21 protein-coding genes are annotated in these 23,777 nt (G+C 39.6%); 14 read left to right on the forward strand and 7 right to left on the reverse strand.

Features of this window, described 5'->3' with window-relative positions; translation table 11 throughout:
• Window position 1: 1 nt before the first annotated feature.
• Together AB657_RS11075 and AB657_RS11080 are read right to left on the reverse strand one after the other, a co-directional pair.
• Window positions 2-685, reverse strand: coding sequence for a hypothetical protein (locus AB657_RS11075; protein ID WP_047246543.1), 684 nt, complete (start codon window positions 683-685; stop codon window positions 2-4).
• Window positions 682-4,464 carry a reprolysin-like metallopeptidase gene (locus AB657_RS11080; RefSeq protein ID WP_047246544.1) on the reverse strand — a complete coding sequence of 1,261 codons (3,783 nt, stop codon included), beginning with the start codon at window positions 4,462-4,464 and terminating at the stop codon, window positions 682-684. The genes AB657_RS11075 and AB657_RS11080 overlap by 4 nt, the downstream gene beginning before the upstream one ends.
• Window positions 4,465-4,518: 54 nt before the next feature.
• Here AB657_RS11080 and AB657_RS11085 point away from each other — a divergent pair, with 54 nt between their 5' ends.
• The 3 genes from AB657_RS11085 (at window position 4,519) to serS (ending at window position 8,189) form a co-directional block, all read left to right on the forward strand.
• On the forward strand, window positions 4,519-5,454 hold the full coding sequence (locus tag AB657_RS11085; RefSeq protein ID WP_047246545.1) for a bifunctional riboflavin kinase/FAD synthetase: 936 nt from the start codon (window positions 4,519-4,521) through the stop codon (window positions 5,452-5,454).
• Window positions 5,448-6,767 (forward strand): HTTM domain-containing protein, encoded by a 1,320-nt coding sequence (locus tag AB657_RS11090; protein ID WP_047246546.1) that lies wholly within the window; start codon window positions 5,448-5,450, stop codon window positions 6,765-6,767. The genes AB657_RS11085 and AB657_RS11090 overlap by 7 nt, the downstream gene beginning before the upstream one ends.
• 150 nt (window positions 6,768-6,917) lie before the next feature.
• Entirely contained in the window at window positions 6,918-8,189 is a 1,272-nt protein-coding gene (gene serS / locus AB657_RS11095) for a serine--tRNA ligase (RefSeq protein ID WP_047246547.1), read from the forward strand.
• A 6-nt stretch (window positions 8,190-8,195) separates the two neighbouring features.
• Here the strand turns inward: serS and AB657_RS11100 are convergent, their stop codons facing one another.
• Window positions 8,196-9,503 (reverse strand): ComEC/Rec2 family competence protein, encoded by a 1,308-nt coding sequence (locus AB657_RS11100; RefSeq protein WP_047246548.1) that lies wholly within the window; start codon window positions 9,501-9,503, stop codon window positions 8,196-8,198.
• A 215-nt stretch (window positions 9,504-9,718) separates the two neighbouring features.
• On the opposite strand from AB657_RS11100, the gene AB657_RS11105 reads away from it, so the two are divergent.
• The 10 genes from AB657_RS11105 to AB657_RS11150 all read left to right on the forward strand — a co-directional run bounded on the left by AB657_RS11105 (window position 9,719) and on the right by AB657_RS11150 (window position 18,363).
• The gene (locus tag AB657_RS11105; protein ID WP_047246549.1) at window positions 9,719-11,503 is read left to right on the forward strand and encodes a tetratricopeptide repeat protein; all 1,785 of its coding nucleotides are present in this window, start codon (window positions 9,719-9,721) and stop codon (window positions 11,501-11,503) included.
• A gap of 70 nt (window positions 11,504-11,573) precedes the next feature.
• Window positions 11,574-12,206 carry a DUF4286 family protein gene (locus AB657_RS18240; RefSeq protein ID WP_198146902.1) on the forward strand — a complete coding sequence of 211 codons (633 nt, stop codon included), beginning with the start codon at window positions 11,574-11,576 and terminating at the stop codon, window positions 12,204-12,206.
• A 17-nt stretch (window positions 12,207-12,223) separates the two neighbouring features.
• Window positions 12,224-13,093 (forward strand): 16S rRNA (adenine(1518)-N(6)/adenine(1519)-N(6))-dimethyltransferase RsmA, encoded by an 870-nt coding sequence (rsmA, locus tag AB657_RS11115; RefSeq protein WP_047247947.1) that lies wholly within the window; start codon window positions 12,224-12,226, stop codon window positions 13,091-13,093.
• Window positions 13,080-14,432 carry a magnesium transporter gene (mgtE, locus tag AB657_RS11120; RefSeq protein WP_047246550.1) on the forward strand — a complete coding sequence of 451 codons (1,353 nt, stop codon included), beginning with the start codon at window positions 13,080-13,082 and terminating at the stop codon, window positions 14,430-14,432. Before rsmA ends, mgtE begins: the two co-directional genes overlap by 14 nt.
• 198 nt (window positions 14,433-14,630) lie before the next feature.
• Window positions 14,631-15,377: a prolyl oligopeptidase family serine peptidase gene (locus AB657_RS11125; RefSeq protein WP_157491689.1), complete on the forward strand. Its 747-nt coding sequence runs from the start codon at window positions 14,631-14,633 to the stop codon at window positions 15,375-15,377.
• Window positions 15,374-16,318: a 2-hydroxyacid dehydrogenase gene (locus AB657_RS11130; protein ID WP_047247948.1), complete on the forward strand. Its 945-nt coding sequence runs from the start codon at window positions 15,374-15,376 to the stop codon at window positions 16,316-16,318. Before AB657_RS11125 ends, AB657_RS11130 begins: the two co-directional genes overlap by 4 nt.
• A 91-nt stretch (window positions 16,319-16,409) precedes the next feature.
• On the forward strand, window positions 16,410-16,868 hold the full coding sequence (locus AB657_RS11135; RefSeq protein WP_047246552.1) for a DUF1801 domain-containing protein: 459 nt from the start codon (window positions 16,410-16,412) through the stop codon (window positions 16,866-16,868).
• Complete coding sequence (locus AB657_RS11140) at window positions 16,865-17,251, forward strand: VOC family protein (RefSeq protein ID WP_047247949.1); 387 nt, start codon at window positions 16,865-16,867, stop codon at window positions 17,249-17,251. The genes AB657_RS11135 and AB657_RS11140 overlap by 4 nt, the downstream gene beginning before the upstream one ends.
• A 54-nt stretch (window positions 17,252-17,305) precedes the next feature.
• On the forward strand, window positions 17,306-17,746 hold the full coding sequence (locus tag AB657_RS17705) for a CvpA family protein (RefSeq protein ID WP_052958687.1): 441 nt from the start codon (window positions 17,306-17,308) through the stop codon (window positions 17,744-17,746).
• Window positions 17,747-17,868: 122 nt separating this feature from the next.
• Entirely contained in the window at window positions 17,869-18,363 is a 495-nt protein-coding gene (locus tag AB657_RS11150) for a GNAT family N-acetyltransferase (RefSeq protein WP_047246553.1), read from the forward strand.
• 1 nt (window position 18,364) lies between these two features.
• Here AB657_RS11150 and AB657_RS11155 read toward each other — a convergent pair whose 3' ends face one another.
• The 3 genes from AB657_RS11155 to AB657_RS11165 all read right to left on the reverse strand — a co-directional run bounded on the left by AB657_RS11155 (window position 18,365) and on the right by AB657_RS11165 (window position 22,025).
• Window positions 18,365-20,182, reverse strand: coding sequence for a GNAT family N-acyltransferase (locus AB657_RS11155; RefSeq protein WP_047246554.1), 1,818 nt, complete (start codon window positions 20,180-20,182; stop codon window positions 18,365-18,367).
• An 86-nt stretch (window positions 20,183-20,268) separates the two neighbouring features.
• Complete coding sequence (locus AB657_RS11160) at window positions 20,269-21,516, reverse strand: aspartate kinase (protein WP_047246555.1); 1,248 nt, start codon at window positions 21,514-21,516, stop codon at window positions 20,269-20,271.
• A gap of 29 nt (window positions 21,517-21,545) precedes the next feature.
• Entirely contained in the window at window positions 21,546-22,025 is a 480-nt protein-coding gene (locus tag AB657_RS11165; RefSeq protein WP_047246556.1) for a GNAT family N-acetyltransferase, read from the reverse strand.
• Window positions 22,026-22,134: 109 nt separating this feature from the next.
• On the opposite strand from AB657_RS11165, the gene fbp reads away from it, so the two are divergent.
• On the forward strand, window positions 22,135-23,145 hold the full coding sequence (gene fbp / locus AB657_RS11170) for a class 1 fructose-bisphosphatase (RefSeq protein ID WP_047246557.1): 1,011 nt from the start codon (window positions 22,135-22,137) through the stop codon (window positions 23,143-23,145).
• 50 nt (window positions 23,146-23,195) lie between these two features.
• On the opposite strand, the gene AB657_RS11175 is transcribed toward fbp, so the two are convergent.
• Entirely contained in the window at window positions 23,196-23,618 is a 423-nt protein-coding gene (locus AB657_RS11175; protein ID WP_047246558.1) for a tellurite resistance TerB family protein, read from the reverse strand.
• Window positions 23,619-23,777 lie beyond the last annotated feature (159 nt).

Below are 23,777 nucleotides of genomic sequence, written 5' to 3' on the forward strand. Positions count from 1 at the left end.
GCTATAACACCACGAAACTATATACCCCGGAACTCGTGGCGTTCCCCTCTGCGTCTTCGGTGACCACACTCCAGTAATAAACCTCGCCAGAATCCACACCGACCTTTAATGTATAGGTTTCACTAGATAGGGTATTGATCAAATTTGTTGGGGGATTTACCTTAGAAAAATATATCTCAAAGGCTGCGATATCATCATCCAAATCCGAACCGGACCATGATAAGGTTACATCATTGTTAATGTCCTTAAATACCTTTTCCGACATTTTAGGAGATAAAATTTCAGCAGGAAAAGGGGCAAATGTCGTTTGCGAACCCGAATTATAAAAACTCCATGTCTCACTTGAAACGGTTTCGGATGTTTGGTTATTTCTAGACCTGACCAACCATGAATACGGTTGCCCTTTGACCAAAGGCAGACTGGCACTGGTACTCGAGGTACTGACCGTTTGTACAACACCTGTATTAATATTCGTTACCCTAAGTTCATATGTTTTTGTGTTGTCGGCAAGTTGCCACCTAAATTCCACCCGACTGGTATTTTCTCCTTGGTCTACACCTGTAGTACATTCAGAATTTTTTTCAGGGAATACCAATAATGCCTGGCCTGGTGGCTGAGCGTCGTCTTTCTTTTTACAACCAAATAGCCCTAAAACACAAATAAAAATTATAATGGTACGGGTCATCTTTTTATAATCTTAGTTGTTTCTATTACTCCATTACTATTGAACCTAACATAATAAAGACCGGTTGCCAATTGGCTCAAATCTATGGTTATATTGGTCCCATCTACCTGCAATAACTCCGTTTTTACCAATCTACCGTCAGAACTATAAATTGCAATGGTGACTTGGTCTTTTTGTTCTCCAAAATATACATCAACAATATCTGTGAACGGGTTTGGAAACACTACCGGGCTATCTGACACAACAAATTCTTCATTATATACGCCTTGGCAGGGAATATCGGTATATACCTTTAAAAAATTCAATCCTTTCTTTAACTCTAAGGTCACTTTTGAAGATTGTGTATAAATTATGTCATTATTCAATTCCACATAATAATAATCGGACCCTGCCATATCAACAATTAACTGAGTCCCCTGCAATGAAACCTTTGAACTGACACTTAGTGGTTCTGGCTCGGTAATTACAGCTTCCAAACAAAAAGGTTCATAAACAATGGTACCATCAGAACCTGTAATACAAACATCATAGGTACCGGCACTTAATCCTGTTAAGACAAAATCGTTTGTAAAATTATCTACCAAATCCACCCCATTACCACTAACGGTAACCTCATAATCCAGAAATACCTTTGGAGAAATCTTGATAATACCATCATCGTTGGAACTACAGGTTTCACTCTCTAAGGTTACTGTAAAATTTTCTTGCGAAAACCTATATACCGGACAACCGGATGCATCCACCTCTTGCCCTAATGGCGTCCCCAAACACAAGTCTTCCCCGTCGTCAAAAACTCCATCTTCATCTTCATCGGGCCTAAAATCCCCCTCTACACAAACCTCTAATGAAAAAGATTTTAAGCTTCCACCATCAGAAGCAGCATTATCCTGAATTTCAAGGGTCCATTCTCCCAATATAGATTCTCCGTTAAAAGAACTCAATAACCCGAGCGGCCGTACGGTTCCACTTATTGCAGGGGTACCCGAACATTCAAAATCCGCAGAGGCATCATCATCAAAAACCGCATTAATGTTTCTACTATCTCCACATGAACTGGAGACCAATACAACCGTTGTACCTTCCGGAGAAGTAAGACTAATTACTATATCTGCCAAATAAGTATGATCTACCTCAAGGTTGACGTTTATATCCGCCAATGCCAAATCTTGATAAAAAACTACCTTCGATGTAATAGTAGGTGTGCCTATAGAGGATATTTCTATAGGTAGATTATCGGCACTCTTAGTTTTACAGTTAAACTGAATGGTGGTAAAGGTAAAAGGCGAACCAAACACCCCTTCCCCACAATCGTTTTTAGGTTTCACCCTCCAAAAATATTGGGTATCGTTCAGTAAAGACGATGGCGCATATGTATTGACCGAAACCGTAGCGGTTTCAATAATCGAGGCAAAGGAGACATCCGTTGCTATTTCTACCTCATATTCCGTACTGGAAATATCGGGATCCCACTCCAACAAGACATCTTTAGAAACATCTATCATACCATCTGCAGGAGCCGTTAGAACAACCTCCGAAAAACTAGTATCATAGATATTAAGCTGCAAAGGCACCGTTTTTGTTAAACTAGCGGAGGTAGCAACTACATTGATCGGGTAATTACCTATTGCCAAATTAGTGGTGCCGGAAAAAGTGATAGTTATATTGGTATCGGAGTCGGAAACCGTATCTTGCGAAAAGACCGCCGTTAGCCCCGTGGGCAAAGAAGTTACGCTTAGTGTACTTTCTTCTGAAAATCCGAGATAGGTCTTATAATCAAAATCTACTACCAGATCGTCGGGTTTACAAACATCATAGCTTAAATCATCGAAGTCCAATACCACTTCAGATTCCGTAATTGAAAAATCGGCCGCATTGATCGCAAAGAAAATATTACCGGAGGCCTTCACCATGAACCTACCTGTAGTTGTTTCTATTCCCCCAGGCACTACAATATCATAACTACCATCGTTCACAACATTCTCTACGATCAGCGTTGGATAGGTGAGGCCACCATCGGTAGAGAGATAGATGTCGACCGTTTCAGCCGATATCGGTGCCATATCGGTATTGGCCACATCCCAATTAATTGTTGCTACCTCTCCCGCCACAAATGAACTTGCAACATCTTGACTAGTAACAACGAACGGACCGGCATCATCGGTCACAAAAATCTCCAGTTCCTCAGACACCAACTGCCCTCCCCCGAGGGCATTATCACGTACGGTCAAAGAAAAATTAAGATTACGCTCAACATTTGAAAGTGTTTCCCAGGCATCACCAACACTAGGACTGGTCTGTGTAAGACTCCCCTCTACAACCCTACTAATATCTGGAAAATAACGTTCGGGTACGTCCTTTGGGGGTAAAGACCTAAAAAGAGCTCCGGTAGGACTATTAGGTCCAAAAGTAGCCTGTGTAACGATTCCATTGTCTATTTGTTCCCATGTATAACTGAGTACGTCACCTACATCGGGGTCGGTAGCAGTTCCAGTAAGCACGAAGGGTGTACCGACCGGAATCACATAATCTTCGACTGGATCTAAGCTAGGAGGATTGTTCGTTAGGGGAATTACCTCTCCACAAGAAATAGTCTCTAAATAATCACGTATTTGAACAATACTTACATAGTGAAAATAATCATCGGAATGATAGGCCACGTTATTCGCTCCAGTGATGCCCGCATAGCCCATGATAGTTGTACCACTACCGGGCTCTACCTGAACGGTCGTACTTTCACTTATATGGGAAAATGTATGGTTAGCGCCAAATTGATGCCCCATTTCATGGGCTACCAAATCTATATCGAACTCATCTCCCTCGGGTGTGGAAAAAGTTGTGTAGGCACTTCCCTTTCTATTGTCTACACATACCGACCCTATAAAGCCCGAATTGCCATCCAACGCATTGTCTTGCTGATTGAACAAATGCCCTATATCATAATTTTCTTCCCCAATAACACTGGTCAAGGTGCTTTGTGTCTGAGAACTTAACCCTCCCGTAAACGGATCGGTATCGGGGTCTGTATAAATAACTTGATCAGTACTACCTATCAACTCCAAAGTAACCCCGAGATCTCTTTCAAAAACGGCATTTACCCTGGTCAAGGTTGCATTTATGGCAGCCAAGGCATCAGCTTTGGTACCACCATGAAATTCGGTATACTCTCCTGAGGCAGCGATTGCAACCCTGAACTTTCTTAAACTCTGATCATCGACCAATTTTGCCGTAGAAGTATGCCCCACCTCCAAAACCTGTGGGTTGGTCTTACATATAAAATCTATTTTACCGGACAAACGATCCTTTGCATTATAAACAATATAGGCTCCACTTTCCCCTTTTTCCATATATACGGTCCCCTCTTTCTTAGGGTCTATGACCATACTTTGTATCCCTTTGGGAGAAACACTAAAAACTATACTTCTAGATATGTCATCAACCCCCGACCCTTTGTATGATTTTATATTTGGATATTTTTTGGCCAATTCTGGAGAAAAAACATTGGCCTCTATAACGTTATAAGCCTTTTGATCTCCATTTTCATCAGGAAAATAAACAACATTAGAACTATATTTTGATGTAGAAACAGTATTTAACCTTTGCTTAAAATCAGCTTCGTTTAGTACAAAAGCCTTGGCTTTGGCAACATCTAATTTCTTAAGAGTGACATGTTTATCGGTATTACCCAACTCGGTACTTTTCCAGTATTTGGTCTGTGCTACCCCATAAAAGGAAAGAAATGCTATGGTAATTGAGAAAACAAGGCGTAATTTAGCAGTCATTGAGGGGCTTTTATCTCAGAATCAAATATAGGTCTTTTTTATTTTCAAGCATAGGTGATTACAGTCGAAAGCATTTCCAAATACGATGAAAAACATCCGATAGTCATAACCATTGGCACCTTTGACGGTGTTCATATTGGTCATCGTAAAATACTTGAAAAAATCATAAACCATGCCAAAAACTCCAATCTTAAGTCGGCCGTACTGACGTTTTTTCCCCACCCAAGAATGGTCCTTCAAAAAGATGCGGACATAAAATTGCTAAATACCATAGAGGAAAAGAAGGCCATTTTGGAAAAAATGGGCTTGGATATTTTGGTAATACACCCTTTCACAAGAGAATTCTCAAGATTATCGGCCACTGAATTCGTGAGAGATCTTTTGGTCAATAAACTAAAATCAAAAAAAATAATCATTGGATACGACCATAGGTTCGGAAGAAACCGAAATGCGAACATTACCGACCTCATCGCTTTTGGCAACGCATTGGACTTTACCGTAGAAGAGATACCGGCACAAGAAATAGATGAAGTTTCGGTCAGTTCCACCAAAATAAGAAAAGCCTTAAAAGAAGGTGATATCGAAACCGCCAATTCTTATCTGGGCTATGAATACATGCTTACAGGTACTATTAAAAAAGGAAAGGGTTTAGGTAGAAAATTAGGTTTTCCGACAGCCAATTTGGTTATTGCCGAATCTTATAAAATGATTCCAAAAAACGGATCCTATGTTGTAAAAAGCAATATTGCGGAAAAAGTCGTTTTTGGGATGATGAACATAGGCTACAACCCCACGGTCAACGGTACTTCTAAAACCATTGAGATACATTTTTTTGATTTTGACGGCAACTTATACGACACCACGCTTAGGGTAGATATTTTGGTCCGACTCAGAGACGAGCATAAATTCGAATCCGTAGAGGCCCTTAAAGAACAGTTGGAAAAAGACAAAGAAAATTCACTTAGGCTCATAGCAAAAATGCAATGTTGAACAGGTTGTTATTTAAAAAAGTTGACAACAGTCCACTGATCATCTTTCGTATATTTTTCGGAACACTCGTTTCGTTGGAATGTTTTGGGGCCATTGCCACCGGATGGGTACGAAGAAACCTTGTGGAACCCCAATATACGTTTCCGTTCATAGACTTTGAATGGCTCGAAACACTTGCCGGGCCAGGTATGTACTTTTACTTTTTTGCCATGGGATCCTTAGGCATTTGTATTGCCCTAGGTTATAGATACAGGGCCAGCTGCATCGCCTTCACCCTTCTCTGGGCAGGCAGTTATTTAATGCAAAAAGGAGCCTATAACAATCACTATTATCTTTTAATACTGATTTCTTTTCTTATGTGCTTCTTTCCTGCCAATGCAGATTATTCAATGGATGTCAAATATGGCAACAGACCTAAGGAAAATTCTATGTACGGCTATGTAAAATGGGCCATTGTTTTACAACTGTTCATTGTTTACGTGTATGCCTCCGTTGCAAAGATGTATGGTGATTGGCTCGATTTTGGCATGATAAAAATCTTAATGAAATCGAAGAGCGATTACTTTTTAGTGGGAGGATTGCTACAACAACCCTGGATACACAAAATTATAGGTTCCGTCGGCATACTTTTTGATTTATTGGTCGTGCCCGCCCTATTATGGAAACCCACAAGGAAAATTGCTTTTTTTGCCTCTATATTCTTTCACCTTTTCAATTCGGTTATTTTTCAAATAGGAATATTTCCCTATCTATCATTGGCATTTTCGGTCTTTTTCTTTGAACCGGAAACTATCAGAAAAATATTTTTCAAACACAAAAAACCTTTTACGAACGCAGAAACAGTTTTTCCCAGGCACAAAAACGTTTTTTTAATCGGTTTTTGCTGCTATTTTATTGTCCAGCTATTGTTGCCCATCAGGCATCATTTTATAAAAGACGATGTACTTTGGACAGAGGAAGGCCATAGAATGAGCTGGCGTATGATGCTACGCAGCAGAAAAGGTTCGGGTCAGTTTAAAGTTATTCAAAATAATGGCAAAGAGATTTATGTAAGTATCGACCATTATCTAACCAAAAGCCAAAAAAGAAAAGTATTCTCACATCCAGATTTTGCTTGGCAATTTGCCCAATATCTAAAAAAGGAGTTTTCTACCGCCAATGATACGGTAGCCGTATACTTGATCAACTCAAAAGTAAGTATCAACGGCCGTCCATACGCCCCTTTTATAGACCCAAAAGTAAATTTGGCCGATACCCCTTGGAAACCTTTGGAACATAGTGAATGGATCCTACCCTCGAAATTGGAAGACTAGAACCTTCAAAGAGCAAATTATCGTGCATAAGAACACAAACCTTTTTCACACAATTCTAAAAAAAACCTATTTCAGTGTTTTAGACAGCCAAAGTATCTTATTTAAGTCATAAGTTTAGCTTAAATTTGCAGCCAAATCAAACAAGTAGTAATGCTGCAGTTACAGGTAATAAGAGAATCTAAGGATCGTTTAGTAGAAGCACTTAAAAAGCGTAATATCGATGCGGAAGGCATGTTAAACAACGTGTTGCTATTGGATGAAAAACGCCGTGCTTCCCAAACACGATTGGATGCCGTTTTAGCGGAATCCAACAAACTGTCCAAAGAAATAGGTATGCTATACAAGTCTGGCAAAGCCCAAGAAGCCAACCTATTGAAAGAAAAAACAGCTACACTAAAAGAAGAGTCGAAACAACTTGGAGAAGAGTTGAACAAGGCGGCCGAAGAGCTTCAATCTTTGTTGTACCAAATACCAAACGTTCCTAACGACCTAGTTGTGGCAGGAAACTCGGAAGATGACAATGAAGAGGTTTATAAAGAAGGTGATATACCAAAATTGGTAGATGGAGCATTACCGCATTGGGAACTTGCCAAAAAATATGACATTATTGATTTTGAGCTGGGCGTTAAGATCGCAGGCGCCGGATTTCCTGTTTACAAGGGTAAAGGCGCACGCTTGCAACGAGCTTTGATTTCTTATTTCTTGGATAAGAATACGGCAGCGGGTTACACAGAAATGCAAGTACCACACTTGGTCAATGAGGCTTCGGGCTATGGTACGGGCCAGTTACCCGACAAAGAAGGTCAAATGTATCATGTAACCGCAGACGATCTCTATCTGATTCCTACGGCAGAAGTTCCTGTTACCAATATTTTTAGGGATGTCATCTTGCAAGAAAATGATTTTCCCATAAAATATACGGGATACACTCCTTGTTTTAGACGTGAAGCCGGTAGTTACGGTGCCCATGTTCGAGGATTGAACAGGTTACACCAATTTGATAAAGTTGAAATTGTACGTGTAGAACACCCTTCTAATTCCTATAAGGCCCTGGACGATATGGTAGAACACGTAAAAACAATATTACGTGAACTGGAACTCCCCTACCGAGTTTTGCGATTGTGTGGCGGTGACCTGGGCTTTACATCTGCCCTTACATACGATTTTGAAGTGTTCTCTACGGCACAGGACCGTTGGTTGGAAATAAGTTCTGTATCCAATTTTGAAACCTACCAGGCAAACAGATTAAAACTTCGTTACAAAGACGAAAACGGCAAAAATCAGCTTGCGCACACCCTAAACGGTAGTTCTTTGGCCCTACCACGTGTTTTGGCAGGTATCTTAGAGAACTATCAAACAGAAAACGGTATCAGGATACCAAAGGTTTTGGTACCTTATTGCGGGTTTGAGGTGATCGACTAATGGATTTTAAACATCGTTGTATTTAAATTCATATGACTCCCATTGGTATCCCATTTGGACCCGTCTGAAAGCAAATATTTTTTCCCCGTCGGTACGAACATTTATGATTCCCGGCAACACTTTTTTGAATCGTTGACGTGCCTCTGAGTTAGACAACGAGCTAGAAAAATCTAGATCGCTCAAGGTGGTAACATTGGACCCGGCATGTATTTGGGCCTCCACATCGCCTGCATCTATGAACAATGCCGAAAGTTCTGTAGAAAATATCAGGGGCATGCGGCCCCTACCTGCCAAGCCAAGACCTCCGAGAAATACAGCTCTCGGATGACCATGATCGGGAGTCTCTCCGGACGAAACCACAGAGACCATAGGATTTACATAATTTAACAGCTCTTGCGAAAATTCATGACTACCATGGTGAGGAGCCTTAAATATCTGGGCATTCACCTTTAATGTGTTTCCCGGAACCGACAACAATTGCTCACTGCCCTCAACATTTAGGTCGCCCGAGAAAAATGTTCTAACGTGGTCGTAATCGAGCCTAAAGATCAAAGAATGTCCGTTAATGGTATGCGATTTTCCCCCAAACCATTTCAACGTATGGTCCGTTTCTAAAATAGGCCCCAAAATTTCCAATTTTACACTAGCATCGCCAAGAGGTAAAAAACCATGGGACGCATCTACCCTTTTATAATTGGCACCAGAGGCCGATACCGCTTCTGTCCATTCTTTAAAATCATCTTTTAAAACCTCACCGGAAAGGTCTTGAAGGGTATCGTGCAATGTCTTTAACCGATTGTTTTCCATAGTTCCCAATGCGGTATTATGACCTTCTTCGTACAAACCGATCCCATTGTGATAGATATTCTTTACCTGAATCTTAGGGTGGTTCAGAAGAGGAATCAACCCAACTACGTGATCTTTGTCGGCATGACTCAGGAAAAGATGATCGATCACCACTTTATTATTAGGCTGGTCCAATCTATACTTCCATATCAAAAAACCCAGGGCTCTGTCCTTTAAACCTCCATCGACCAATATTTTTACATTGTCGGGGGTAACAACGAAAGAGGCATCGCCCTGACCAATATCTAAAAAGTACAGTTCTAAACTTCTTTTGTTCAGCAACAAAGTATTAGATGCAATCTTACCTGTTCTGCCCCTATAAACGGCCACCCTATAATCTTGTGCGGTACCGTCCTCGGCCGGGTCTACTTCCAATTCGTCCCCATATATGGCAACATAGCTCACGTCTTCTATACCATTATTAAAATAAAAACGCTTGGTCTTAACACCTAAAAATCTCTTTTCCATTTAAACCTTATTATCGATTACAAGTAAACAGACTAGTATTAAAACTATACCATAAATCTGGTAGTTGAACCATAAGGTTTGTAATCGGAAGAAAAAACTGTATATCTTACAGTAAGCGGCCCAATTTTTGCGGGTCAAACAAAACATCTGATGTAATTTGCGCACACTTAACAAATTCTTTTCTATAGCTTACGTAAATTTGATAAATTTCCTATATGAAGTTTTTCCACTTTTTAACATTCTTACTATTCACATGTACGGTAATTGCCCAAGAAGATTTTTTGGCCAAGCAATACTATGCTGATGGTGATTTTGAGAAAGCGGTCGTTTTTTACGAAAAACTGACGGAGAAGAGCCCAAGAAGAACAGATTACCTACAAGGGTTGATTTCTTGTTACCAGCAATTGGAACGTTACAAAGATGCAGAGAACTATTTATCCAAACAATTAAAGGCACGAAACCCCCACCCCACCCTACTTATTGAAATGGGTTACAATTACACCCTTCAGAATTTAACGGAAAAAGCCAATATTTACTATGACAAAGCTTTGGCCGTAATTGACAAAAACCCGAATTACGGTTACGCATTGGGCTATCAATTTCAGAAATACACCTTATTGGACCGGGCCTTAACAGCATATAAAAAGGCCATGGAACTAAACCCAGAACTGGACTATAATTACCAATTGGCACGCATTTATGGCGAACAGGGAGATATAGAAAAAATGTATGGTTCTTACCTAGATTTGCTTCAAAATGGCAAAACCTCAAAGTCTAACATTCTAAGAAGTATTGATGACTTTGTGAGCGCGGACCCCGAAAACACCAACAATCTTATTCTTAAAAAGATTTTATTGGAACGTGCCCAAAAAACGCCCGATGTCATCTGGAACGAATTTCTTAGTTGGTTATTTGTAAAGCAGAAGCAATACAACAGTGCCTTTAGACAAGAAAAGGCTATCTACAAAAGAATGGAAAACAGTTCTGTTCAAAGATTGGAAAATTTGGGAGCCATGGCTTTTGAAGAGGGAGAAACAGCTATCGCCAAAGATATTTTTGAATATATAAAGGACCAAACAACCGACGATATCACCATATTGGATGCAGAGCTGAACCTGATAAAAATAGACTTATTGGATGCCGACAAGAACCGACTGGAAGCCATAAAAAAAAGATATCAAAACCTCATCGACGAATATGGGTATCGACCTCAAACACTACAATTACAAATAGCGTACTCCAATTTTCTGACATTTAAACAAGATAACCCAGCCCCTGCCATAGAGTTATTAAAAAACAGCCTGGAACTGCCTTTGAACCAAAGAGGAAAAGCCTATATAAAATTAGCTCTTGGCGATATCTTGGTATATGACAAAAGATTTAACGAAGCCTTGATTTATTTCTCTCAGATACAAGAAAAACTTAAGAACGACGTATTGGGGCAAAATGCCAGGTACAAAGTTGCAGAGACGAGTTTTTACAAAGGTGATTTTGATTGGGCCTTAACGCAATTAAAGGTTTTAAGGGGCTCTACCTCACAACTAATTGCCAACGACGCCATGCAATTGAGCCTTTTAATATCTGACAACTCCCTAGAAGACTCCACACAAACGGCATTAAAAAAATATGCACGTGCAGATTTTTTGGCATACCAGAACAAAACCGATGAGGCCATTAATGCTTTAGACGACATATTGGAAAACCACAAAGGTGAAAAAATAGAAGACGAGGCACTTTTAAAACAAGCACAACTATATGAATTGCAAAAAAAATATGAAAAGGCCCAATACAACTACCAAAAAATAATAGAGTTCTATGGCAATGGCATTCTTGCCGACGACGCCCATTTTGCATTGGCAGAACTATACAGAACTATTTTTAACGAACCGGAAAACGCAAAACAACATTACGAGAAAATAATTTATAATTATCAAGATAGCTATTATTTCCCCCAGGCCAGAAAGAATTTTAGAATATTACGGGGAGACGCCATTAATTAACCCTGTTTCCATTTAAACAGCACACCAATATCCGATTCTCACACAAATACACTAAACAGATTATTACAACATGTATATTTATAACGTTACGACCAACATTGAAGATACTGCACACGGCGAGTGGTTACATTGGATGAAGACCGTTCATATTCCACAAGTACTATCAACAGGTAAATTTTTGAGTGCAAAAATGACCAAAGTCCTGGTAGAGGAAGAAAGCGGGGGCCATACCTATTCTGTGCAATATACCGTGCCGGATAAAGAAACTTTGGATCGCTATTACGAAGAAGATGCCTCTAGGCTTAGAGAAGATGCCATGAAACTTTTTGCAGGAAAACTAGTTTCCTTTAGAACGGAATTAGAGGTAGTGGACGAGTTTTTTGTGCATCGAAATACTGCTACCCATCAATTGTTCACCTATGGCACTCTACAAGAAAAAGAAGTACAAATGGGTGTTTTTTCACGGGTTTTAGGAGGAAGTGACGACACTTTGCACCATCATAGAATATCTAACGACAAAGTAGCAGGTTTATACCCCACCATTGAGCCAACGGGCGATTCTAAAGACCACATCAAAGGGAAGGTATACACAATAACCGAAGAAGAATTAAAAAAGGCGGATTTTTATGAAGGAGAAGCTTATAAACGTGAGGTGGTAGTTTTAAGCTCCGGAAAAAAGGCGTGGGTATATCTGGCCAGATAATCGCAATATATAATGACATGGGACAGAAGAGAAAGAAACAAAAAAAAGAGCGCTACTCGCAAAAAGCCGAAAATAATAACGAAAGCCCCGTAAAGGCCAAAAAACATCTTGGCCAACATTTTTTAAAAGATGAAGGCATTGCCCAAAAAATAGGGGAAACACTGTCTCTAAAAAATTATAGAAACGTATTGGAGATCGGTCCGGGAACGGGTGTTTTGACCAAATATCTCTTGCTTCAAGATATCGATTTGGTTGCGATGGACCTTGACGAGGATTCTATCGTATACCTAAACCACAGTTTTTCTTTAGAACACCCAGAGGTAATGGGCGGCAAAGGTTCGTTCAAGGTCGTAGAGGCAGATTTTCTTAATTACGATCTGTCTTCTTTGTTCGGCAATGAGCAGTTCGCCATCACAGGCAATTTCCCCTACAACATTTCAACACAAATTGTTTTTAAGATGTTGGAAATGCGCGATCAGGTACCAGAGTTTTCCGGAATGTTCCAAAAAGAGGTCGCCCAACGAATCTGTGCCCAGGAAGGCAACAAAACTTACGGCATTCTATCGGTCTTAACACAGGCATTTTATGACGCCGAATATCTGTTTACGGTGAGTCCGCAGGTATTTAACCCTCCCCCAAAAGTACAATCGGGCGTACTTCGCCTTACGAGAAAAAAGAACTTTAAATTGGATTGCGACGAAAAATTGCTTTTCAATGTGGTAAAAACAGCTTTTAACCAAAGACGAAAGACCATTCGTAACAGTTTAAAAACATTCGCCCTATCAGATATTCTCAAAGAAGATACTATATTTGACCAGCGCCCAGAACAACTTTCCGTTCAAGAATTTATCGCGTTGACGAAGAAAATTGCAGATGACACCGTTTAAATTAACAGACGAACTAATTGCTCAGATAGAAGAGCTAATAGAAAACCAAAGGGACTCAAAGCTTACCTCCTTATTGGAAGAGGTGCACTATGCCGATGTTGCAGAAATAATCAACGAACTAAGCAAGGAGGACGCCACCTATCTGATCAAGTTACTGGATACCGACAAAACCTCGGATGTTCTGACCGAACTGGACGAAGATGTTCGTGAAGCCATTCTTAGAAATCTTTCCTCCAAAGAAATTGCGGATGAGCTAGGAGAGCTCGATACCGATGATGCCGCCGATATTATTGCAGAACTTCCTCAAGAAATTGTCCAGGAAGTTATTTCTGAAATAGAGGACCGTGAGCATGCCAAGGACATTGTAGACCTTTTACGCTATGACGAGAACTCCGCCGGGGGTCTTATGGCGAAAGAATTGGTCAAGGTGCGGGAGAATTGGGATGTACTCAAATGTGTCAAGGAGATGCGTGCACAGGCAGAAAATGTTACCAGGGTACATTCTATATACGTAGTGGACGATGAAGACAAGCTAAAGGGCCGTCTCTCATTAAAAGATTTGCTGACCACATCTACCAGAACACAGATCAGCGATGTTTACATTCCGAAAGTAGATTCGGTAAACGTGAATGAAAAGCCCGAAGAAGTTGCCAAGATCATGTCCAAATACGATTTGGAGGCCATACCCGTAGTAGATGAAATAGGTCGCCTGGTAGGTCGTATTACTATTGACGACATTGTTGATGTAATCAGGGAAGAAGCCGATAAAGATTATCAAATGGCGGCAGGTATATCGCAAGATGTTGAGGCCGATGACAGTATTTGGGTACTAACCCGGGCGCGTCTGCCTTGGCTATTTTTAGGACTCATTGGTGGTGTCAGCGCCGCTGCTATCATGGGTGGGTTCGAAGAGTTGATAAGTAAACATGCCGTACTTTTTTTCTTTACTCCCCTTATTGCGGCCATGGCCGGTAACGTAGGGGTACAATCCAGCGCCATTATTGTTCAAGGTCTTGCCAATGACGACCTAAAGGGCAGTGTAAGCAATCGCCTTATTAAAGAAATGCTTTTGGCCTTGCTAAACGGTTTTATATTGGCGGTCATCCTATTAATGTTCACATGGTCTTGGAAAGGAGAGTTTTTAACTTCTTTGGCCATATCCATATCGTTGGTCACTGTTATACTCGTTGCCGGTTTTATAGGAACGTTTACCCCTCTTTTCTTACACAAAAGAGGTATAGATCCAGCTATTGCTACCGGTCCGTTTATAACCACCAGTAATGACATCTTTGGAATTCTTATTTATTTTTGGATAGCTAAGGTTATACTGGGCATATAGGCCATATAAAATTCCGCCCCACCCTTAAGCTACGCCCATCATCATCTCATCATTGTTGGTACCCGGCAGGTATTTTTATAAAAGAAACCTTATTTTTAGGATGCTAAGACCATTCTCGAAAAAGGAAACCATTCTTTTAAGAATAATCCACGGCACCACAAAAAAGTCTGTCTTCTATTGAACAAACCATTATAAAACATGCGATCGGCCAGTATCATCTTATTATTTATGATCGGATCAATGGGCATACACAATATACAATGCCAAGAAATCGGAAATAAGGCCGAAAAGGTTTTTTCCAAAATAAAGTACAGGCCGAACAAAGTGCAGGACATTACCCTTACGAACGATTATGGAAAAAGGTACAAGGCAAGGGTAAGTTTCCCCGAAAACTTACACGATAAACCCCCATTGATCGTAGCACTTCACTATGCTGGAAACTATGGCACTTATAAGGATTTTCATGATTGCCTTGTGGCTCCCGGGTTTAAGACGCTCAATGCCATTATTATATCTCCCGAAGGAGAAGAACAGTTATGGACTACCGAAAACAATATAGAAAAGGTACGATCAATTGTTCACATGGCCTCCAAATACTGGAACATAGACCAGAACAAAGTAGTTATTATGGGGTATAGCAATGGTGGAAATGGAAGTTGGTTTTTCGCGGAACATTACCCCGAACTATTTTCCGCGGCCATACCTATGGCAAGCTCATACCCGCTTAAATCAAAAATTATAATTCCAGTTTATGCCATACATGGAGCTAAAGATGAATTATTTTTGGTTTCCAAAACAGAAAAACACATCAACAATAGTATAAAAAAAGGTAGTAATATTACTTTTATAAAAAACGAGCGACTTTCACATTTCGAGGCTTGTGCCTATTCGAAAGAATTAAAAAAATCAACAAAGTGGCTCCAAAATATATGGAATATAAAATGAAAGTACTTCACGTAGATAAAAACCACCCTTTAATCATAGAACAATTTAACGAACTGGGGTTTCAGAACGATGAGGACTACACCTCGTCCAAACAAGAAATCGAAAATAAAATTGGGCAATACGACGGCCTTATCATAAGAAGTAGATTCACTATAGATGCCTCTTTTTTGAACAAGGCAAAAAACCTAAAGTTCATTGGCCGATTGGGTGCCGGACTAGAAAATATAGACACCGAACATGCGAAGTCATTAGGTATCTTCTTGGCATCTGCCCCAGAAGGCAACAGAAATGCCGTAGGAGAACATGCATTGGGCATGCTTCTCTCCTTATTTAACAACCTGAACAAAGCAGATCGCGAAGTTAGGTCCGGAATTTGGGACCGAGAAGGCAACAGGGGCATTGAACTCGAAGGAAAAACGGTAGGCATCATCGGCTACGGAAATATGGGCAAAGCGTTTGCAAAAAAACTAAAAGGGTTCGATGTAAACGAAGTTATCTGTTATGACATACTAGGAGGTGTCGAAGACGAAAATGCTCGCCAAGTGGGCATTATGGAGCTACAGCAGAAAACAGATATATTAAGCTTGCACGTACCTCAGACAGAGACAACGATAGGTATGATAGATTCCGATTTTCTCAACAAGTTCCAAAAACCGATCTGGATCGTAAATACCGCTCGTGGCAAGTGTATTAAAACCGCCGACCTCGTAAAGGCGCTGCAAGAGCAAAAGGTACTGGGTGCCGCATTGGACGTATTGGAATATGAAAAATCATCTTTTGAAAACATGTTCACTGGAAATGAGCTTCCGGATGCCTTTAAATACTTGATCAATGCCGATAACGTAATTCTTTCCCCGCATGTTGCCGGTTGGACAGTGGAGAGCAAAATAAAATTGGCACAGACCGTAGTGGACAAAATCAAAAATAATTTTGTAGCTTAAAACAAACTCTTTAAAAAATGGGCCAATAGCCTAAAAAAACATCATAACAGCTCATATAGGCGCTGCCTTTAAGGGAAACAAAACATTCAATATGCAATACAAAGCCGATTCACCAAAACAGTATATTGAACAACTTCCGTTAGAAAGGCAAAAAGCCATTTCAAGATTAAGGACCACCATACTAAACAATCTACCACAAGGTTTTGAAGAACAAATTAGCTATGGTATGATAGGATATGTTGTACCCCATACCATATACCCGTCCGGTTATCACGTAAACCCCGAACTACCTTTACCCTTCATTAATCTAGCATCGCAAAAAAACTATATAGCCCTATACCATTCCGGTCTTTATGCCGATAAGAAACTAATGGATTGGTTTGTTGCCGAATACCCTAAAAACTGCAAATACAAGTTGGATATGGGCAAGAGCTGCGTGCGATTTAAGAAGCTGAACGACATACCTTACGAACTGATCGGCGAACTATGTAAAAAAATATCGGTAGAGGAATGGATCCATATATATCAAAAACAAATAAACAAAATATGAAAAAAAGGGTAACTGGACTAGGAGGATTCTTTTTTAAAACAAAAGACCCGGACAAAACAAAAGAGTGGTACCAAAAGCATTTAGGTCTGGACACGGACCAGTATGGATGTACTTTTTGGTGGAAAGACAAAGAGGGCAATGATTGTTCTACACAATGGAGCCCCATGAAAGAGGACACCCCTTATTTTAACCCGAGCAAATCATCTTTTATGATGAACTTTAGGGTAGAGAATTTAGTTGAATTGCTCCAAACATTAAAAAAAGAAGGAGTTACAGTCGTAGGGGAAATAGAAGAATATGATTACGGTAAATTTGGGTGGATCCTAGACGCCGACGGCAACAAAATAGAATTATGGGAACCTATTGATAAAGCATTTCTGTAATGATGTTTAATTCTTTAATTTTAATCCATATTTAACCACCAAAAAACAATAGAAATGTCGGACGAAAAAAAAGATTTCGAAGATAAAGCCGAAGACGCCTTTGACAAAGTCAAAGAAGAAGCAAAAGAATTTGGAAAAAAAGCAGAAGAAGCCGCCAAAGACTTTAAAGAGGATGTAAAAAGCACCTTTGACCCCAACAATCCCGGGAGCGGGAAAACAGTGGCCATTATAGCCCATATTACCGTCATCGGTTGGATTATTGCTTTAATAATGAACAGCCAAAACAAAACCGAGTTCGGCAGTTATTACATAAGGCAAACATTGGGTATTTGGATACTTGGGTTCTTATTGGGGATCATACCCATTATTGGTTGTTTTGCGTTTATCATCTGTGTGGTACTTATCATCATAAGCTTGGTAAATGCTGCTAACGGTAAAATGGTACCGATAGTAGGTCTCGGTCAACAATTCCAAGATTGGTTTAAAAGCTTATAATAAAAAAGGTTGAATCTTCGATTCAACCTTTTTTTTACACCTTTCATTATCGCAATATTACGATAATACGGTATGCAACAAACGAAAGAATCAAAATAACACCAAAATAAAAACGATACCCAATGATCATAATAAGAAAGATGCTACCAGAAGACTGGGAACAAATCGCAAAAATATATAAAGAAGGAATAGCAACCGGATTTGCCACTTTTGAAACCAATGTTCCGCATTATGAAGATTGGGACAAAGCCCATCTAAAAAACTGTCGGTTTACAGCGTTGTACAAAGGTGACATCGCCGGATGGGCCGCCCTATCGCCCGTCTCTAGCAGATGTGTGTACGGTGGTGTGGCAGAAGTAAGTGTTTATATAGGAGAAAAATACCGAGGGCTGGGTATTGGAAAGACCTTAATGAACCATCTGATATTGGAAAGCGAAAAAGAAAATATATGGACATTACAATCGGGAATCTTCCCGACCAATACAGGTAGTATAAAACTCCATGAGGTCTCTGGATTCAGGTATATCGGTAAACGAGAAAAGGTAGGTAAACTACACGGGGTATGGGTAGACAACCTATTGTACGAAAGAAGAAGCAAAATAGTAGGAACAGATTGATCTATTCTTGGTGTTGATGGGCCGCTTCGTTCATTTTACGCTCCAGTTCTGCCTGAAACTCTTCCATAACGGGCTTTACCGTGCTTTCCGGCAAATCTGCAATCTTAATATACATTAATCCGTCTACTGAGTTATTGAACAGGGGATCAACGTTAAATGCCACGACCTTCGCATTTTGCTTAATATACTTTTTGATAAGAACAGGCAGGCGCAAACTGCCGGGTTCCACCTCGTCTATCATACGGTCGAACTTGTTTAGATCCGCCTGTGTCTCATCAAAGACGAACTCTTTATCGGCATCTTTTAGTTTTACCTTAAACTCTTTTTTAGGCCTTATATACTGTGCTACGTAAGGATCCCAATAATGTGATTTCATAAACTCTATCATCAGCGATTTAGAGAAGTTAGAAAACTGGTTACTGATACTAACACCGCCAATAAGGTATTTATGCTCTGGATGTCTTAAAGTGGTATGTACAATTCCTTTCCACAATAAAAAGAGAGGCATTGGTTTTTGTTGATATTCTTTGGTGATATAGGCGCGCCCCATTTCTATGGAGTTTCTCATCATCCCATACAACTCAGGTTCTACCCTGAACAGGTCTTGCAAGTAAAAGCCATCAATACCATACTTGGGGAAAATTTCGGATCCCATTCCCATTCTATACGCACCTACAACGCATTGTTCGGCATCGTCCCAAAGAAAAAGATGGTAATAATATGAGTCGAACTTATCAAGATCTATAGCGTTATTGGTACCTTCTCCAATAGCTCTAAAAGTTACTTCGCGCTGTCTACCTATCTCTTTAAGAATAAAAGGCATGTCTTTTTCCTTGGCCAAGAATACCTCATAATTCTTACTTTGTAAAAGACGACAGTCTTTTTCCCTTAGTTTTTCTATTTCTCCCAACATTACCTCTTTGCGCATGGCCGAGGCTATTTTTTTTGGCGCCTTGGGTATTTTCAAAGAGGTCGGGATCTGATCTATTAAGCGTTCTTTCTCATAAGCGTTTGAAAGTATGTAGGTCTTTTTCCTTAACAGCTCAGCAAAATCTTCCAAGTTCTCTTGTTCTTTTTGGGCCTGAACAGAAATAGGCTGCCCAATACGAACCTTTATAGGTCTATTTCTTTGCGAAAAGACCTGAGAGGGTATCATGGCTGTTCTAAAAATATCGTTAAGCCTAGAGAGTCTATAAAAAAGTTTGCTGTTTCTAGCATGAAAATATATGGGTACCACTGGCACCTGTGCCTTTTGTATCAATTTTAAGGCAGCCTCTTCCCATGGTTTGTCCACGATTAATTTTCCTTCCTTGGAAGTAGATACTTCCCCCGCCGGAAAAATACCAAGGGGATGACCATCCTTTAAATGTTGTAATGCCATTTTAAAGCCCGCAATACTACTTTTAGCATCTTTATGTTCTTCAAAAGGGTTTACGGGAAGAATATATGGTTTTAAGGGCAGCATTCGCTGTAAAAGAAAATTGGCCATAATTTTATAGTCGCTTTTCTTCTTCAACATCAGATCCATCAACAACACACCATCTATTGCCCCCAATGGATGATTGCTTACGGTTATAAACGCCCCTTCTTTAGGTAATCTTTTAAAATCTTCCTCTGGAATTTCAAAGTCAATTTCAAAATGTTCTAAAATAGCTTTCGTAAAGTTTTCTCCTTCTAAATGGGAAATACTATCGTAATATTTATTGATATCCGAAATTCTGGTGACCTTCATCAACACCCAACCAATAAAAGTACCTACGAAGCCATATCTAGATAAATTGATAGCCTTGGCTACTTCCTTTGCGGTCACTAAACCCATATTCAATATCTCTTAAAGAATTCATAAATATAGGAAAATGCGCTTTTGAAGCGCATTTTTTTAACATTTCTGAAGAAATACCTTTTCTATTTTACTACTAACTGCACCGTTTCCTTACCTCGTTGCTCCAATAGTATTTCATAACCGTTCTGTAAGGTTTCCAAGGCTTTACTGTTAAAATGCCTTACGGTGTACAGCGATACATTTTCTTGATGCACCACCTTAAACTTGCTTTTTAATTGTTTTAACAAATCGTCCAATCCTCCAAATTTGTTATCTACACATACCGAAAAACTGATCGCCGAATTCTGGATAAGGTCTACCTTTATTTTAAACTCATGAAAAAGCTTAAAGATCTCGCTAATATTATCTTCTAGCATAAAGGAAAAATCCAACGAAGAAAGTTTCATCAACACTTGGTCCTTTTTAACGATAAAACATGGCACTTTTGGTTCTATCCCCATTCCTTTGCCCACTGTAGTTCCTTTTCCTTTTGGGTTTAAGAACGATTTTACATGTAGCGGTATTTCTTTGCGCTGTAATGGCTGCAATGTTTTCGGGTGTATTACCGAAGCTCCATAAAAAGCCAGCTCAATAGCTTCTCGGTACGAGATATTGTTCAATAACTGTGTTTCTTTGAAATATCTAGGATCGGCGTTCAATACCCCTGGTACATCTTTCCAGATAGTTACAGACTCGGCATTGAGGCAATATGCGAAAATGGCCGCCGTATAATCAGACCCTTCCCTACCCAATGTCGTGGTAAAGTTATTATCGTCGCTCCCTAAAAACCCTTGTGTTATATTCAGCACCTCTGTATTGATGTTCGCCATATTTTTCTGGGTGGCATCCCAATTAACGGTTGTGTCGCGGTAAGCATTATTGGTTTTTATATAATGGCGAACATCCAACCAATTATTAGGAATACCGACCTCTTTCAGATAGGCACTGATTATGGTCGTGGATATCAACTCTCCATAACCCACAACTTGGTCATAGACGAAATTATAGTTCGGCGATTTGTTCCATACCAAAAAACCATTGATCTCATCAATCAATATTTTAAAATCTTTATATATGCTATGTTGTTTATTCTCAAAAAGATCAGACAATATATCATTATGATACTCTACGATATCAGAAATTTTGGAAGGTATCTCTTCTTTGTTCTTAAAGTAAGCGTTTACTATTTCTTCCATGGCATTAGTGGTCTTCCCCATTGCGGAAACCACCAATAAAGTATTATCGTAGCCTACTTGCTGCAATACATTTACCACATTCCTTACCGCATCTGCATCTTTAACGGATGCTCCCCCGAATTTAAATACTCTCATATCTATACTACTACAATCTATTTTTCTATTTATATTTTTGACAGGTAGTTCGAAATACCTTTTTCATCTAGGTGTACAACATCCCAATCTCTTTTTACATCCGCACCCTTACTTTCATAAAAGTCAATAGCAGGTTTGTTCCAGTCCAAAACCTCCCAGCTTATCCTTTTTACTCCTAGACTATTTCCATATTTGACCACCTCGTTCAATAGAGCGGTACCTAATCCACTACCCCTCATGCGTTCTGTAACAATAAGATCTTCCAAATGAATAACAGGGCCCTTCCATGTAGAATACCTGGGATATACCAATGCCATGCCCACAATTTGGCCTTCTTTATCGGCTACAAAACAATGAAATAGCTTTTGGTCACCAAACCCACTTTCCTCTAAATCGGCAACGGTTACCTCCACCGCATCATCCTCTTTTTCAAAAACGGCGAGCTCGGTTATAAGCTTCAGGACCTGAGCCATATCCTTTCTTTTAGCCTCTCTTATTATATAGTCCATATTTGTTACAAATAAAACACAAAGTTATAAATTTAAAAAAACATATACACCCAAAATAAGAGAGTTTCACAAAATACCCGATATTTGTATATAGAATAACCAATAAAATATGGCAGCAACAAGAAAACAGACCTTAGGGGAGTTTATTATCGAGAACCAAAACTCGTTTCAATATTCTTCGGGCGAATTATCAAAACTTATAAATGCAATAAGGCTTGCGGCAAAAGTAGTGAACCACGAAGTAAACAAAGCAGGACTTGTAGATATCATAGGTGCTGCGGGCGAAACGAACATTCAAGGTGAAAATCAACAAAAACTCGATGTCTTTGCCAACGAAAAGTTTATTCAGACATTAACAAACCGCGAAATAGTCTGTGGTATTGCCTCTGAAGAAGAAGACAGCTTTATATCTATAAACAGTAGTGACGAAAACCACCAGAATAAATATGTGGTTTTGATCGATCCTTTGGATGGTTCTTCCAATATAGACGTGAACGTATCGGTAGGTACTATCTTTTCTATCTACAGAAGAATCACACCTGTAGGGACACCCGTTACCCTGGAGGATTTTCTTCAACCCGGAAACCAACAAGTAGCCGCCGGCTATGTTGTATACGGCACATCTACCATGATCGTTTATACCACCGGACACGGAGTTAACGGGTTTACCCTTAACCCTGCCCTAGGTACTTTTTATTTATCGCACCCTAACATGCAATTTCCGGAAACTGGGAAAATTTACTCTGTAAACGAAGGCAATTACGTTCACTTTCATCAAGGGGTTAAAGATTATATCAAATATTGCCAAATGGAAGAAGGCGACAGGCCTTACACCTCCAGATATATTGGCTCGTTGGTTTCAGATTTTCATAGAAACATGATCAAGGGAGGCATTTACATGTATCCTAAAAGCAGTGTAACACAAAGTGGAAAACTAAGGCTCTTGTACGAATGCAACCCTATGGCCTTTATTGCGGAACAAGCGAACGGTATGGCGATAGGAGGCAAAACACGTATTCTGGACATTCAACCGACCGAGCTGCACCAACGTGTACCCTTTTTCTGTGGAAGCAGAAAAATGGTAGAAAAACTGAAAGAATTTCTAGAAAAATATCAATAAAAAAGGGAGCATTTAGCTCCCTTTTTTTATTTTATGGTTGACTGTACTTATTACTTTTTAACCAAGTATAAATAATCTTCAAAGTCTATTTTACCACCAAAAATAGCAACAGACCTTTTAATTACCTTATCGGCTGTTTCGTTGGTAAAGCCCATGCCAATGGCATATCTCTTTAACATGACCATTTCTTCGTCATCTATTTTGTGATCGGAATACACAATTCGCAACAGATCGAACAACCGCTCTAAACGCTTTTCAGAATCGTTGGTCGCATCGATAGGATATTTGTTTTCCTTTTTTAACACCTCTTCGTATTCTGACTTTGTGATATCCAGCTTTACAGCAAAACGATCCAACAATTCTTTTTCCTCGGCACTAATCTCCCCATCTACGGATGCCAAAGTAGCCAAGGCCGCAAAATGAGCTAGATTCTTTCTGTGTTCTCCACTAGTATATAAATCTGCAAAAGACATATCTTAATTTTTAGTTATTCGGCAAATATAAATTTTTTAAAGTTCATTATTTATTTTGTTTCAAACTTTGTTGAAATGCAAAATTCAAGACCCAAAAACTCCCGTAACTCTCTATTTCAAAAGTTTATAGACAACAGAATCTATCAAATAAGAATCGAT

The sequence above is a fragment of the Maribacter thermophilus genome (assembly GCF_001020565.1).
In the GTDB taxonomy this organism is placed as follows: Bacteria; Bacteroidota; Bacteroidia; order Flavobacteriales; family Flavobacteriaceae; genus Maribacter; species Maribacter thermophilus.

What these genes read in the sequence shown, in the direction of transcription:
- AB657_RS11075 (WP_047246543.1), bottom strand. Translation starts at nt 685, where the DNA reads ATGACCCGTACCATTATAATTTTTATTTGTGTTTTAGGGCTATTTGGT.
- AB657_RS11080 (WP_047246544.1), bottom strand. Translation starts at nt 4,464, where the DNA reads ATGACTGCTAAATTACGCCTTGTTTTCTCAATTACCATAGCATTTCTT.
- AB657_RS11090 (WP_047246546.1), top strand. Translation starts at nt 5,448, where the DNA reads ATGTTGAACAGGTTGTTATTTAAAAAAGTTGACAACAGTCCACTGATC.
- serS (WP_047246547.1), top strand. Translation starts at nt 6,918, where the DNA reads ATGCTGCAGTTACAGGTAATAAGAGAATCTAAGGATCGTTTAGTAGAA.
- AB657_RS11100 (WP_047246548.1), bottom strand. Translation starts at nt 9,503, where the DNA reads ATGGAAAAGAGATTTTTAGGTGTTAAGACCAAGCGTTTTTATTTTAAT.
- AB657_RS11105 (WP_047246549.1), top strand. Translation starts at nt 9,719, where the DNA reads ATGAAGTTTTTCCACTTTTTAACATTCTTACTATTCACATGTACGGTA.
- AB657_RS18240 (WP_198146902.1), top strand. Translation starts at nt 11,574, where the DNA reads ATGTATATTTATAACGTTACGACCAACATTGAAGATACTGCACACGGC.
- rsmA (WP_047247947.1), top strand. Translation starts at nt 12,224, where the DNA reads ATGGGACAGAAGAGAAAGAAACAAAAAAAAGAGCGCTACTCGCAAAAA.
- mgtE (WP_047246550.1), top strand. Translation starts at nt 13,080, where the DNA reads ATGACACCGTTTAAATTAACAGACGAACTAATTGCTCAGATAGAAGAG.
- AB657_RS11125 (WP_157491689.1), top strand. Translation starts at nt 14,631, where the DNA reads ATGCGATCGGCCAGTATCATCTTATTATTTATGATCGGATCAATGGGC.
- AB657_RS11130 (WP_047247948.1), top strand. Translation starts at nt 15,374, where the DNA reads ATGAAAGTACTTCACGTAGATAAAAACCACCCTTTAATCATAGAACAA.
- AB657_RS11135 (WP_047246552.1), top strand. Translation starts at nt 16,410, where the DNA reads ATGCAATACAAAGCCGATTCACCAAAACAGTATATTGAACAACTTCCG.
- AB657_RS11140 (WP_047247949.1), top strand. Translation starts at nt 16,865, where the DNA reads ATGAAAAAAAGGGTAACTGGACTAGGAGGATTCTTTTTTAAAACAAAA.
- AB657_RS17705 (WP_052958687.1), top strand. Translation starts at nt 17,306, where the DNA reads ATGTCGGACGAAAAAAAAGATTTCGAAGATAAAGCCGAAGACGCCTTT.
- AB657_RS11150 (WP_047246553.1), top strand. Translation starts at nt 17,869, where the DNA reads ATGATCATAATAAGAAAGATGCTACCAGAAGACTGGGAACAAATCGCA.
- AB657_RS11155 (WP_047246554.1), bottom strand. Translation starts at nt 20,182, where the DNA reads ATGGGTTTAGTGACCGCAAAGGAAGTAGCCAAGGCTATCAATTTATCT.
- AB657_RS11160 (WP_047246555.1), bottom strand. Translation starts at nt 21,516, where the DNA reads ATGAGAGTATTTAAATTCGGGGGAGCATCCGTTAAAGATGCAGATGCG.
- AB657_RS11165 (WP_047246556.1), bottom strand. Translation starts at nt 22,025, where the DNA reads ATGGACTATATAATAAGAGAGGCTAAAAGAAAGGATATGGCTCAGGTC.
- fbp (WP_047246557.1), top strand. Translation starts at nt 22,135, where the DNA reads ATGGCAGCAACAAGAAAACAGACCTTAGGGGAGTTTATTATCGAGAAC.
- AB657_RS11175 (WP_047246558.1), bottom strand. Translation starts at nt 23,618, where the DNA reads ATGTCTTTTGCAGATTTATATACTAGTGGAGAACACAGAAAGAATCTA.